Here is a 13,948-nt window from a genome sequence, read left to right as displayed (position 1 = left end):
CCTTGATGTGGAACAAGATCGGGCGTTCAGGCCAGGGCCTGAATCAAGCGCGGCGCGATCTGGTCCAGGGGTTTTATTTCCACTGCGGCCTGCATGGCGGCCGCCGCCTTGGGCATGCCGTACACGGCACTGGTGGCTTGGTCTTGCGCGATGGTCAGGCAGCCGCGCTCGCGCATGGCCTTCAAGCCGCGCGCGCCGTCCTGGCCCATCCCGGTCAGCAGCACGCCAACCGCCGTGCCGCGCCAATGCTGCGCCACACTGTGAAAAAACACGTCGATGGAAGGCCGATACAGGCTTTCCTTGGGGTCTTCGGTATAGCGCAGCGTGCCGTCGGCCAGCAGATGCAGATGGTCGTCGGTGCCGGCCAGCAGGATCTGGCCAGGCAGCGGCCGTTCGCCTTCGTGCACCAGCCGCACGGGCAGCGGCACCTGATCGTTCAACCAGTCCGCCATGCCGGCCGCGAACGAGGCGTCCACGTGCTGCACCAGCACGATGCCGGCGGGAAAATCCAGCGGCAGGTCCTGTAGCAGCTGGGCCAGCGTGGCCGGGCCGCCCGCCGATGCGCCGATCACCAGCAGGCGCTGCGCATCGGCGCGCGCCGCGGACCGGGGCACCGGCGTCAGCGTGGGCCGGTTGCCGTAGCGTCCGATCAGCCAGCCGATGTTGCGGATCTTGCGCAAGAGGGGCGCGGCGGCGGTGCGCAGGTCGCCCCCGCCCACCACCGGCGTGTCCACCGCGTCCAGCGCGCCGTGGCCCATCGCGTCGAACACGCGCGCCGTATGGCGGGCCACGTCCACGGTCACGACCACGATGGCGCAGGGCGACTCGGCCATGATGCGGCGCGTGGCCTCCACGCCGTCCATGACGGGCATGATAAGGTCCATGAGGACGACATCCGGCCGGTCGCGCGCGCACTGCTCCACGGCCTGCGCGCCGTCCGACGCGACCCACGCCACTTCCAGTCCGGGTTCCAGCGCGATGGCGCGGCGCAGGGTCTCAACCGCCATCTGCATATCGTTGACGATGCCGATTCTCACGTCAGTGCCTTCCCGATCAAGTCCTCGACGGCGTCCAGCAGCGCGTCGTCGTGGAAGCTGCCCTTGGCCAGATAGTAGTCAGCGCCGGCATCCAGCCCGCGCCGCCTGTCTTCTTCGCGATCCTTGTACGACACCACCATCACCGGCAGGCCTTGCAGCTTGGCGTCGGCCTTGATGCGCGACACCAGTTCGATGCCGTCCATGCGCGGCATGTCCACGTCGGTGACGACCAGATCGAAATCCTCGCTGCGCAGCATGTTCCAACCATCCATGCCATCGACCGCCACGGCGACCTCGAAGCCGCGGTTCACCAGCAGCTTGCGTTCCAGCTCGCGCACGGTCAGCGAATCGTCCACCACCAGCACGCGCTTGCGGCGGCGCGCGGCGGCAACGGGTCCGCCGCCATCCACCCGCGCCAGCCGGCCGCCTTCGATCAGCTTCTGCACCGACAGCAGCATGTCTTCGACGTCCAGGATCAACAGCGGCGTGCCATCGTCCATCAACGCCCCCGCCATCACGTCCTGCACCTTGCCCAGGCGAGGATCCAGCGGCTGCACCACCAGCGTGCGCTCGCCCACGTAGCGGTCCACGGCGATGCCGTAGCACTTGTCATGATCGCCCACCACCACCACGGCCATTGACTCGGTCGCCGGCGCGGATTCGCCGCCGTGCAGGATCTGCCGCGCGGACACAAGCCCCACCTGCCGGTCCATGTAGCGAAAGTGCTGATGCCCTTCCAGCTGCTCGATCTCTTCCGAACGCACCTGCAAGGCGTGGCTGACGTAGGCCAGCGGAAACGCGTAGATGTTGCCCTGCACCTCGACCAGCAGGCTGCGCACCACCGACAGCGACAGCGGCATTTCCAGCACGAAGCGCGTGCCCTGCCCCGTCGTCTGGTGGATGCGCACCGCGCCGCGCAGTTGCCGCACCATCGTCTGCACCACGTCCAGCCCCACGCCGCGCCCCGAAATCTCGGTGACTTCGCCGCGCGTGCTGAAGCCGGACAGGAACAGGAATTCCAGCAGCTCGGCTTCGCTCAGGCGCGCAGCGGTCTCGGTCGTGGTGAGCTTGCGCTGGACCACTTCCACGCGCAGCCGGTCCAGCGAGATACCGGAGCCGTCATCGCTCAATTCAATCACCAGCATGCCGGCCGAATGGCGCGCCGACAGCCGGATCAGGCCTTCGGGCGGCTTGCCGGCGTCCATGCGATCCATCGGCATTTCAATGCCGTGGTCCACGGCATTGCGCATCAGGTGCATCAGCGGCGCGTCCAGCTTTTCCAGGATGTCGCGGTCCACCTGCGTGGTATCGCCATCGATTTCCAGGCGCACCTGCTTGCCCAGCGTGCGGCCCAGGTCACGCACCATGCGCGCCATGCCTCCCACGCCATCGGCGAAGGGCCGCATGCGGCACGTCAACGCGGTGTCATACAGGCGCTGCGCCAGATGGCTGATGCGCCAGCCGAATTCATCGACTTCATTGGTGCGCTGGATCAGTTCCTGCTGGCATTGATCGATGATGCGCTGGGCGTCGTCCAGCGCGGCCTGCACGCGGGGGTCCAGTTGCTGCCCTGCCAGAGCGTTGCGCACGCCATCCAGAGCGTGTCCCGCGCCTGCCTGCATGCGCCGCAGCCGCAACAGCGATGCGCCGAAAGGCCCGACCCAATGCGATTCGACCAGCGTTTCGCTGGACAGGCCCAGCAACTTGTTGAGCGTGTCGGCCGTGACGCGCAATACGCGTTCGCCTTCGGACACGCCCTGGTCCGAGCGGCGGCGCACCGGTTGCGCTTCCTGCGGCGATGAAGAGGACGACGGCGAGGACGCCGGCGCAGACGCGGCGGGCAAGCCCTGCGCCGACGCTGCGGGCATCGCCACAGCGGGCTCGTCGTCGACGGGCTTGATCGGCGGCAGGAAGTCCGACGGACGGGGCGCGCGCGGCGGCATGGGCGGCGCGGCGGGCGGCGCATTGGGCGCGCTGCTCAGGCGCACCACCAGCTCATCGATCTCGCTGCCAAGCTCCGCGCCGGGCGTCGCCACGCGCTGCAACAGGTCGGTGCCCAGGAGCAAGGCGTCGATGTCGTCCGCCTGCAAGCGCAAGCGCCCTTCCTGCGCGGCCACCAGGCAGTCTTCCATGGCATGCGCGATACGCACTGCGGGGTGCAGGTCGACGATGCGCGCGGCCCCCTTGAGCGAATGCGCGGCGCGCATGCAGGCTTCGAGCTGGGCGGCAGAGGTGGGATCGTGCTCCAGCGCCAGCAGGCCGTTGTTCAGCACCTGCACCTGCGTGCGGGTCTCCAGCTGGAACAGCTCAAGCAGGGAGGCGTCGCGCATTTCATCCGGGTTCACGCCAGACTCCGTTCCAAAGCCTGCATCAACTGGGTTTCATCCAGCACGCCCACGCTGCGACCGCCGCAGCGCTGCACTCCAATCGAATACTTCAGGCCGGCCCCCTGCACGGTAGCCGGCAGCGGCTCCAACCGGTCCAGGTCGGCCGAATGAATGCCTTCCACTTCATCCACCGGCAACACCACGGCGCGCCCCGCCGTCCCGAATATCAGCATCCGCGCGGCGCCCTGGCGTTCGCGGGCCTCGGCTGACGCCGGCCCCGTCTCCAGGCCCAGCAGGCGCGACAACGACACGCACACGGTCAAGGTGCCGCGCACATTCGTCACGCCCAGCACTGCCGGATCGCGGCGATGCGGCAAGGACAGGATGGGCCGCGTGGCGGCCACTTCGTCCAGCGCCCGAGTCGGCAAACCCAGCCATTCCCGGCCCAGCCGAAACACCAGCAGCGACGACATGCGAATGTTCTGCCGGGGCTGCTCGTTATCGGTGTCTAGAAAATCATGGTCCGACGCATCCATCTGCGGCGGCAGCCGGTCCAGGATGCGCTTGGCGGCGGCGGCGTAGACCGGGCAGTTGCGGCAATGCACATGGCCCGGCAATTGCTCGCAGCTTTTGTCGCCGCGGATGCCGATGCGGTTCCAGCAATCGTCGACGCCGGACAGCAGTGCGTTGAGCTCAGTCACGTCGCGCCTCCTGGCGTGCCGCGCGCGCTTGCAGGCGGCGCGCGCCTTCCATGTCTCCGGCCGAGGCGATCAGCGCGGCCAGGTGCAACAGCGCTTCCCGATGCGTCGGGTCCAGATACAGCGCCTTGCGATACGACGCCTGCGCCTGATGCGCGTCGCCCGCCGCGTCCTGCAACAGGCCCAGCAGATGCAGCGCGTTGGCGCTGACGCCATGGATATCGAGATGGGCGCGGCACTGCGCCAGCGCCTCCTGCACGCGCCCCCGGTCGGCCAAGGCGGCGATCTGGCGCAGCGCGTCATCGGCGCTGGCCGCGCCCTGCATCGGCGCAGCGTTTGCGCCGGTGGTCTGGCTGGCAACTGCCGTCAGCCCGGACGAAGCCGGCGCCGCCGCATGCGGCACGGGCAGACGCGCTGCGGGCGCCTGGGCCACGGGTCGCCGGGGCGGCGCCCAGGCATGCACGAGGGGCCGGGCGGGCGCAGGCGCATCGACCGGAGCCGGCATGGCTTGGGCCCGGAAGGCGAACGAGCGCGCCATCGGCACGGACGGCAAGCGCCGCGCGGTCAAGAGGCTGGTTTCGGCCGGCCCCACGAAGATCACGCCATCGGGCCGCGTATGGCGCCGCAGCACCTGCACGGCGCGTTCCTGCGTGGGTCCGTCGAAGTAGATCAACAGGTTGCGGCAGAACACGAAGTCATACGGCGCGGCGCTCGCCAGGAGATTGGCGTCGAACAGATTGCCCTGCTCAAAGCGCACGCGCTCGCGCACCTGGGCGGACAATTGATGGCCTTGCGACGTCTCGGCGAAATGACGGTCTCGATACGCCAGGTCCTCGCCGCGAAACGAGTTGCGGCCATACACGGCGCGCTGCGCGAACTGCACCATGCGTTCGCTGATGTCGACCGCGTCCACCTGGAACCGGTTGGCTGGCACGCCCGCGTCCAGCAAGGCCATCGCGATCGAATACGGCTCTTCTCCACTGGAGCACGGCACGCTCAACACGCGCAGCACGCGGTCGGCGGCCGCGCCCGCCGCGAACAGGCGTTCACGCGCAAGCGCCGCCATGGCCACCTGCGATTCGGGATAGCGGAAGAACCAGGTCTCGGGCACGATCACCGCTTCGATCAGCTGCTGCATTTCCGCCGGGACCGTATGCAGCCGCGTTAGGTAATCGTGTTCGTCGGCCACGCCCGCCGCGCTCATCCGATGGCGCACGGCGCGCTCAACGGCAGCCTGGCCGATCGAGCCGCTGTCCAATCCCATCTTGCGCTTGAGCAAGGCGCTGAAGGCGTCGACCAGCATCATGGCGTGACCTCGCGGTCGGCGGGGTACAGCAAGGCGCGCACGGACGGCGGCAGCAGCGCATCCACGCCCACGGCCTGCACCATGCCCTGCGCGTCACTCCGCACCGGGCCCAGGTAACGGGCGTTGCCGTTGTCCAGCGCAAAGGGCTGGAAGGCGGCGGGATCGTAATGCACGGTCTCGGTCGCCTGTTCCAGGATCAGCCCAAGCACGTGGCTGGCCGCCGCCGCTTGCGGCCGATAGCGCACCAGCGCCAGCCGGGTGCTCGTGACACGCGCCGCGTCACCCTGCCCCGCCAGCGCGCTCATGTCGATGACAGGCACCGCCGCACCGCGCCGCTCCAGCATGCCGGCCACCCAGTGCGGCGCGCCCGGCACCTGCTTGAACGCGCGCAAGCCCAACACCTCGATCACGTCCGCCGCGTCCAGCGCATAGCGGTCGCCGCCGATGCGAAACAGCAGATACAGCCGCCGCGCGGCCGTGCCCAAGGCGCTGGGCTGAGGCGATAGGGCAAGTTCCGCCATGGAGCGATCAGACCTTGAAGCGCGACACGCCGCTGCGCAGATCGTTGGCCACCAGGGTCAGCTCTTCGATGGCCAGGCTGGATTGACGCAGCGATTCCACCGTTTGCTGGGCGGCATCGCTCAGTTGCTGCAAAGCCTGGTTGATTTGCTCGGCGCCCGTCGCCTGCGCCTGCATGCCTTCGTTGACCATCTGCACGCGCGGCGCCAGCGTCTGCACCTGCTGGATGATCTGCGACAGCTGATCGCCCACCTGCTGCATGTCGGCCATGCCCCGGCGCACTTCTTCCGAGAACTTGTCCATGCCCATCACGCCCGCCGACACCGACGACTGGATCTCGCGGACCATCTGTTCGATGTCGTAGGTAGCCACGGCAGTCTGGTCGGCCAACCGGCGAATCTCGGTCGCGACGACCACGAAGCCACGGCCGTACTCGCCGGCCTTTTCCGCCTCGATCGCGGCGTTCAGGGACAACAGGTTGGTCTGGTCCGCCACTTTCGTGATTGTTGTGACCACCTGAGTGATGTTGCCGGCCTTCTCGTTCAGGATGGCCAGCTTGGCGTTGACCGATCCGGCCGCGCCCACGACGTTGCGCATCGTGTCTTCCATGCGCGCCAGGCCCACCTGGCCGCTGCCCGCCAGCGAGGCGGTCTGCTCGGCCGCGCTGGACACTTCGGTCATCGTGCGCACCAGCTCGCGCGAGGTGGCAGAGATTTCACGCGAGGTCGCGCCGATCTCGGTCGTGGTGGCCGCCACTTCGGACGCCGTAGCCTGCTGCTGCTTGGACGTGGCCGCGATCTCGGTCACCGAGGTGGCCACCTGCACGGCGGAACGCTGCGTCTTGCCGACCAACCCCTTCAGTTCATCCACCATGCCGTTAAAGCCGGTTTCGATGGCGTTGAACTCGTCCTTGCGCGCCAGCGCCAAGCGCCGCGTCAAGTCGCCGCCCCCCGTCAATTCCAGCGTCTTGACGATGTCGCGCATCGGGTTGGCGATGGCGCGCAGCAGCAGGAAACCGCACACCAGCGCCGCCGCAATCGCCATCCCCAGCGACACGAGCATGCCGACTTCCGCCGAATCCACCGCCTCGCCGATGCTGGTAGCCGCTTCGTCAGCCTGCTTCTTGTTTTCCGCCACCATCGTGGCCAGGATGTCGCGGCCCTTATAGAAAGCCGGCCGCAATTCATTCTTGACCCGCGTGCGCGCGGCAAGCGGATCGTTCGCGCCCGTCGTCGCCAGGATGTCCGCGCGGATGCGCTTGTATTCCTGCAAGTCCTTTTCAAACTCCACGAACATGCTGCGGTCGTCATCGCGCGCGATGGTGCGGCGATAGAAGTCGATGTTCTCTTCCAGCTGGCGATCGCTCTTGGGCAGCGTTTCCAGCGTGGCGCGGCGTTCCTGATCGTTATCGCTGTTGAACGCGTCCTGCATGATCACGAAGCCGGCGAACCAGGACGCGCGGATCGAGGTGCTGTAGTAGATGCCCGGCACGGCGTCCGTGTTGATCATCACCACTTCGTCTTCGATGTGCAGCAATCGCCGGTAATCGACTACCACCATCAACGCCATGATGGCCAGAATCACCATGAAGCTGGCCAGGATGCGCTGGCGTAGAGTCAGATTTTTCATGCAGGGAACCTTTGTGCGGGTGCACCACGACGACGCCGCCCCCCATTACTGGATGTGCGGAAATGCACTGATTATTGCAAAGGGAAAGGCACCCAGCCATGAAAAACTAGGGAATTCCCCTTCGAAAAGGGGTTTTCGTCAGAAAAAAGCAAAGTCTGCTTACAAAACTTGTCTTTTAGCGGGTGGGTGCGTACGGCGATTACGTCAGTCGGCAGCCCGCCAGAGCGCCGCCGGCTGATGGGCCGAAACCCAGTCGCTGGCCGCGTCATACGCGTGCGCCAGGCGCAGCACGTCCAGGTCGGCCTGCGGCGGACCGATGAGCTGCATGCCCATTGGCAGCCCGTCCGGATTGAAGCCCACCGGCACGCTGATCACCGGACAACCGGCCAGGGTCCACGGTGTGACCGTCTCCATCCAGCGGTGATAGGTGTCCATGGAGCGCCCGGCGATCTCTTTGGGCCAGTCCAGCGCGGCATCAAAGGGAAACACCTGCGCCGACGGCACGGCCAGGAAATCGACGTCCTCGAACATGCGCAGCACGGTCTGGTACCAGGCGCTGCGTTCTTGCGTGGCTTGATAGACATCCAGCCCCGTCATCCCGTCCAGGCCCTCGACTTCCCAGATCAGCGCGGGCTTGACCAGCTTGCGCGTGGCCGGGTCCTGGACCAGCGCGCGGAACTGGCCGCCCACCATCAGGTGGCGGTGAGTCAGCCACATGCGCCACAGGCGGTCGCCAGCAAACGGCACGTCGTAGTCGATGACGTCGCAGCCCACGGTATCGAGCGTGGCCAGCCCTTGCGCGCACACGTCCAGAATGCCTGGCTCCATGGGCAGATAGCCCTTCCAGTCACTCAACCAGCCGACGCGCTTGCCGCGCATATCGGCGTCCAGCGCCTGGCTGAATTGCGCCGGGTCGTCGCGCAGCGACAAGGGCGAGCGCTTGTCGTGCCCGGCCATGACCGACATCAGCAGCGCTACGTCGCGCGGCGTGCGGCCCATGGGGCCTTCGTAGGACAGCTGCTTGAGAAACACTTCGGGCGACGGGCCGAACGGCACGCGCCCCGCCGACGGCCGCATGCCGTAGACGTTGCAGAACGCGGCCGGGTTGCGCAGCGACCCGCCGAAGTCGCTGCCGTCGGCCACGGGCAGCATGCGCGCCGCCAGCGCCGCCGCCGCGCCCCCGCTGCTGCCGCCCGCCGTGCGCTGCGGGTTATAGGGATTACCCGTCGTGCCGTAGACCGGGTTGTACGTGTGCGAGCCCAGCCCGAATTCCGGCACATTGGTGCGGCCGATGAAGATCGCGCCGGCAGCGCGCATGCGTTCGACGATGATCGAATCGTGCGGCGTGACCTGGTCCTTGTAGACCAGCGAGCCCATCGACGTGACCATGCCGCGCACGGCGGTCAGGTCCTTGGGCGCCTGCGGCATGCCGTGCATCCAGCCCAGCCATTGGCCGGCCTCCAGCTGCGCGTCGCGCTCGGCGGCTTCGCGCAGCAGCGCATCCGCGTCGCGACGGGCGACGATGGCGTTGATCTTGGGATTGACGTGGTCGATATGCGCCAGATAGGCGCGCATGACCTCGACACAGGACAGTTCGCGCCGCCGGATCGCATCGGACAGGGCATGCGCCGGCATGGCGACGATGGGGTTCAGCGCGGTGGCGTCGGCAGGCGTGGCGAGGGGCATGCGTGTCTCCTGGTTATTGTCATCGGCGCGGACGGCACGCCCGGCCAAAAGCGACATACTACGCAAACCCGGCGATCCGCGCCGCCCCAAATCAGCCCACCCGCCACCAGCTCGGCAGCAAGCCGCGCACCTTGGCGCGCCGATAGCGGTCGTCAATCAGGTGCACGGTGCCCACGTCGTTCTCGGTCCGGATCACCCGGCCCGCCGCCTGCACCACCTTCTGCATGCCGGGATACAGATAGGTGTAGTCGTAGCCGTTTTCCTCGCCGTAGCGCAGGTCCATGGCGCGCTTCATGTTTTCGTTCACCGGGTTCACCTGCGGCAGGCCCAGCGTGGCGATGAACGCGCCGATCAGGCGCTTGCCGGGGAGGTCCACGCCTTCCGAGAACGCGCCGCCCAGCACGGCAAACCCCACGCCCTGGCCGGTTTCGGTGAAGCGCGCCAGAAAGGCCGCCCGGCCCGCCTCGTCCATGCCCGGCGTCTGCAACCAGATCGGCACGCCTGGATGGCGGACACGCATCAGGTCCGACACCTGCCGCAGATAATCGAAGCTGCTTAGAAACCCCAGATAGTTGCCGGGCCGTTCGGCGTACTGCGTGGCGATCAGGTCGACGATGGGCGCCAGCGAACGCTCGCGGTCGCGGTAGCGCGTGGATACGTTGCCCACCACCCGCACAGCCAGCTGCTCGGCCTGGAACGGCGCGGCCACGTCGATCCACGGGGTGCCCGCCGGCAGCCCCAGCGTGTCGCGATAGAACTGCTGCGGGCTCAAGGTGCCCGAGAACAGCACGGTGGCGTGCGCCGCCGCATAGCGCGCGGCCAGATATGGCGCGGGAATCACGTTGCGCACGCACAGCACCGAAGGCCGCGTCTTGGCGCTGGCGACACCCACGTCCGACAGCGTCACATCGAACAGCGCGTGCGAGCCGAACTGTTCGGCCAGCCGCATGAATTGCAGCGCCTGGAAATAGAACGTCAACACCGGATCGTCCTGCGGCAGCGGCGCATCCGCCATGTATTCCATGATCGCGCTCACCGCTTTCTGCACGGCCGCCAGCACGCCCGCCGCCACGGCGTCATACGCCTGATAACGTTCCGCCTGCTTTTTGTTCAGCGCATTCCATGACCGCTGCAAACCGTCCAAGGGCTTCTTCAAAGCCTTCGGCGCGGCGTATCGGGCGGCGGACAGCGACGCCTGATCCAGCTCGCCCGTGTACATGCGGCGCGCCCGGTCAACGAGGTTGTGTGCCTCGTCCACCAGCACCGCCACCTTCCATTGGTAGGCCTGCGTCATGGCGTACAGCATGGCCGACGAGTCGTAGTAGTAGTTGTAGTCGCCCACCACCACGTCGCTCCAGCGGATCAGCTCTTGCGACAGGTAATACGGGCAGATGTTGTGTTCGCGCGCCACGGCGCGCACGGTGGGCGCGTCCAGCCGCTGGTGCTTGACCGCCGCTTCGCGCGCCTGCGGCAAGCGGTCGTAAAAGCCCTGCGCCAAGGGGCAGGAGTCGCCTTGGCAGGCCAGGTCCGGATGCTCGCAGGTTTTGTCGCGCGCTTGCAGATCCAGCACGCGCAGGCCGGGCGCGGCGGGCTGCGCATTGACGGTGTCCAGCGCTTCGACCGCCAACGCCCTGCCCGAACCCTTGGCGGCCAGAAAGAACACCTTGTCCAGGCCCGTCCCCGGGCTGGCCTTGAGCAGCGGGAAGATCGTGCCCAGCGTCTTGCCGATGCCGGTAGGCGCCTGCGCCATCAGACAGCGGCCATCGCGCGCCGTGCGATACACGGCTACCGCCAGATCGCGTTGCCCCGCGCGAAATTCGCCATGCGGAAACGCCAGCGCTTCCAGCGCGGCATCGCGCGCTTGCCGATGCGCGAGTTCGGTCTTGGACCAGGCCAGGAAACGCGTGCACTGTTCCTCGAAGAACACCCGCAGCGCGTCGGCCTCGTGCGTTTCGGTCAGCACCGTTTCTTCTTCGGTGACCACGTTGAAATACACCAGCGCCACGCGCACCTGGGCAAGACCACGCGCTTGGCAGAGCAGATGGCCGTAGATGCGCGCCTGCGCCCAATGCACCACCCGATGATTCTCGCGCACGCTGTCCAGCTGGCCGCGATACGTCTTGATCTCTTCAAGCTGGTTGGCGATGGGGTCATAGCCATCGGCACGGCCGCGCACCAACAGCCCTTCGTACTGGCCCGACAAGGACACTTCGGTTTCGTAAGCCGGCCCGCGCCGGCCGGTCACGACCGAGTGCCCGGCCATCCCCTCCAGCCCGCTGGGCGCGGGCGTGAAGCGCAGGTCCAGGTCGCCCGCCCGCGCCGTGAATTCGCACAGCGCGCGCACCGCCACGGCGTATCTCATGCCGCGCCCTCCTGCCAGCTGACGTGGCAAACGCGCACCGGCATGCCGTGCGACACGCAGTATTGCAACCATCGGATCTGGTTGTCTTGCAGCTTGTCGCCCGGCCCCTTGACCTCGATCAGCTCGTAGCGGCGTTCGGACGGCCAGAAACGGATCAGGTCCGGCAAGCCCGAACGATTGGTCTTCACATCACGCAGCAGGCGCGTGAAGACGAGCTTCAGGTGCGCGGGCGGCAGGCAGTCCAGCGCCTGCGTCAGCAGCGTTTCCGACAAGGATCCCCAGAACACGAACGGCGATTGCAGGCCGGCCTTGTCGGCGTAGCGCTGCAAGATCAGGTCGCGATACGCGGGCGTGTCCAGCTGCACCAGGCAGTCAGCGAACAGCGCCTGGCGGCGGTCGTGGAAATCCGGCGCGTCCAGATCGGCCGGGCCGCGCTGGAAAGGATGGAAGAACGCGCCCGGCAAGGGCGCGAACACGGCGGGCCAGCACAAGAGGCCGAACAGGGAATTGAGCAGCGCGTTCTCGACATAGTGCACGGGCGCGTCGTCTTGATGCAGGTAGTCGCGCGTGACGTACTCGACAGACGCCGGCGTGGCCGGCCGTTGCAGCGTCAGATCGGTGCGCGGCACAACAGGCGTCGGCGCGCGTTCGGGCCGGCCCTGCCCCAGCGCGCGATACAGGCGCGGCAACATGCGCGCCACCCGCTGGCTTTCCTCTTCGCTTTCGGGCGCGCCTTGCGCGTGCAGCGCCAAGGCCAGGGCTTCGTCATGACGCGCCATGCGTTCATGGACGCGGATGCGGCGATGCCGCGCGCCCGGGTAGGCGCAATGTTCGTAGGCCGCTTGCGCCGCCGCCCAGTCCTGCGCGCGCTCGCACGCCTGCCCGATGCGCAGCAGGACCTTGGCGCGGCGCTTTTCCAGCCACGCGTTCTGGCTGACGCAACCGGCCACCGCCGCCAGGATCGTGTCGGTGGCCGCGCCCTCGTCCAGCGCCGTCCGGCACGCGTGCAACAAGCGATACGCGTCCACGTCCGCCCGCGTCTGGAACGCGCGCGACGACGCGTCGAAGGGCACGGTTTCGTACTGGAACACGCCCAGGTCGGCCAGCACGAATTCCGACCAGTCCTGATGCAGATTGCCGAAGAACATCAGCCGGAAGCGTTCGCAAAGATCGCCAACCATGACGCGCCAGACGGCCTCTTGCGCGCCGGGATTCCATTCGGAATAGGGCCGTGGGGTGTCATGCGTGGCGCGCAGCGCGTCCAGCAGTTGCGACTTGCGCGTGGTGGGTTTGATGAGGGATTCGGCGCGCGCAGCGCTTGGCGCCTCGCTACCGGCGCCCCCGACCGCCCCTGAAAAAAGCCGGCAAAGCTCCGGCTTGGTATGCAGGGCAAACAATTCGTCCAGCGTCATCGGCGCGTGCGCATCCAGCCAACCCAGCGCCACGAGCGGCGCGGCGGCGGCCTCGGTGCCCTCGATTTCCTCGTAGACCAGCCGGCTGGCGCGAAACCACGGCCCACGGCGCATCAGCATGCGCACCATCAGCGCCTGCGAGGCCTGCGGCAAGGCGGGAAAATCCGTCAGGAAACGGCGTTCGTCGGCATCCAGCAGATCGGCGTAACGGTCGCTAACCCACGCCAGGGCGCGCTGGAAATTGTGCAGATAGTAGTAGCGGTGCGGGGGAAACATCGGCTGGGCCGGATAGCTGGGGTTTTATCCAGTAATCATAGCAGGCGGCCCAGCCCCGTAAGGGGCTATTTTGCGCCTTGCGTTCAATCCTGCACGTGTCGCGCGATGGTCAGGCCTTCTTCGGGATCGGGCGCGACAAAGTACGCGGTGATGGCGTCGTACTGCGCGTCGGTGGTGCTGAAGGGGTGCGTGCCGGACGCATTGCGGGCACGCAGGCGTGCCTTGCAGAGCGCGTCGGACGCCTCCAGGTAATGCAGGCAGTGCAGGCAGCCGGCCCGCTGCGCCAGCTCCAGCAGCCATTGCCGCGCGGCTGGGGTGTTGGCCGGAAAGTCCAGCACCACCGAGACGCCCGCCTGCACCAGCGCCGCCACATGGCCGCCCATGGCCTCGCGCAGCCGGCCGGCGCAACGCGCGTAATCCGCGATGTCCTGGATCTGGCCGGGATACAGCGCGGCCAGCCACGCGTCTTCGCTGATGCGCAGCGTGCCGGGTTGCGCGGCCAGCGAGGCGGCCAACGTGGACTTGCCCGCGGCGATCTTGCCGCACAGAAAATGCAAGGTGGCGGGCGAGGAAGACAAGGATGAAGACGTCATGCAGGGCTCTCCTGGAAAGCGTGTGCCTGGCGAGCCAACAAAAAACCCGCCGAGGCGGGTTTGTGTCGCGATGAACCGATGCGCGCTACCCCACCTTGGTGAC

At 67.4% G+C, this 13,948-nt stretch carries 10 protein-coding genes; all 10 read right to left on the bottom strand.

Features of this window, described 5'->3' with window-relative positions; all coding sequences use genetic code 11:
- Positions 1–26 precede the first annotated feature (26 nt).
- Positions 27–1,037, bottom strand: coding sequence for a chemotaxis response regulator protein-glutamate methylesterase (gene cheB / locus API01S_RS03625; RefSeq protein ID WP_006219929.1), 1,011 nt, complete (start codon positions 1,035–1,037; stop codon positions 27–29).
- Complete coding sequence (locus API01S_RS03620) at positions 1,034–3,382, bottom strand: hybrid sensor histidine kinase/response regulator (RefSeq protein ID WP_061303164.1); 2,349 nt, start codon at positions 3,380–3,382, stop codon at positions 1,034–1,036. Before API01S_RS03620 ends, cheB begins: the two co-directional genes overlap by 4 nt.
- Positions 3,379–4,065: a chemotaxis protein CheW gene (locus API01S_RS03615; RefSeq protein WP_061303162.1), complete on the bottom strand. Its 687-nt coding sequence runs from the start codon at positions 4,063–4,065 to the stop codon at positions 3,379–3,381. The genes API01S_RS03620 and API01S_RS03615 overlap by 4 nt, the downstream gene beginning before the upstream one ends.
- A complete protein-coding gene (locus tag API01S_RS03610) occupies positions 4,058–5,368 on the bottom strand; it encodes a CheR family methyltransferase (RefSeq protein ID WP_084802350.1) in 1,311 nt (436 codons plus the stop codon). The genes API01S_RS03615 and API01S_RS03610 overlap by 8 nt, the downstream gene beginning before the upstream one ends.
- A complete protein-coding gene (locus tag API01S_RS03605; protein WP_061303160.1) occupies positions 5,365–5,889 on the bottom strand; it encodes a chemotaxis protein CheW in 525 nt (174 codons plus the stop codon). Before API01S_RS03605 ends, API01S_RS03610 begins: the two co-directional genes overlap by 4 nt.
- 7 nt (positions 5,890–5,896) lie before the next feature.
- A complete protein-coding gene (locus API01S_RS03600) occupies positions 5,897–7,516 on the bottom strand; it encodes a methyl-accepting chemotaxis protein (RefSeq protein WP_061303158.1) in 1,620 nt (539 codons plus the stop codon).
- A 204-nt stretch (positions 7,517–7,720) separates the two neighbouring features.
- Positions 7,721–9,202, bottom strand: coding sequence for an amidase (locus API01S_RS03595; RefSeq protein WP_061303156.1), 1,482 nt, complete (start codon positions 9,200–9,202; stop codon positions 7,721–7,723).
- Positions 9,203–9,293: 91 nt separating this feature from the next.
- Entirely contained in the window at positions 9,294–11,564 is a 2,271-nt protein-coding gene (locus tag API01S_RS03590; protein WP_061303154.1) for an ATP-dependent DNA helicase, read from the bottom strand.
- Positions 11,561–13,252 carry a VRR-NUC domain-containing protein gene (locus API01S_RS03585; RefSeq protein WP_061303152.1) on the bottom strand — a complete coding sequence of 564 codons (1,692 nt, stop codon included), beginning with the start codon at positions 13,250–13,252 and terminating at the stop codon, positions 11,561–11,563. The genes API01S_RS03590 and API01S_RS03585 overlap by 4 nt, the downstream gene beginning before the upstream one ends.
- Positions 13,253–13,335: 83 nt before the next feature.
- Entirely contained in the window at positions 13,336–13,845 is a 510-nt protein-coding gene (locus API01S_RS03580; protein WP_061303150.1) for an AAA family ATPase, read from the bottom strand.
- Positions 13,846–13,948 lie beyond the last annotated feature (103 nt).

It is taken from the genome of Achromobacter piechaudii NBRC 102461, assembly GCF_001571245.1.
GTDB lineage: Bacteria > Pseudomonadota > Gammaproteobacteria > Burkholderiales > Burkholderiaceae_B > Achromobacter > Achromobacter piechaudii.
Note: the sequence above shows the minus strand (reverse complement) of the source record. Positions and strands in the feature narration are given on the sequence as shown.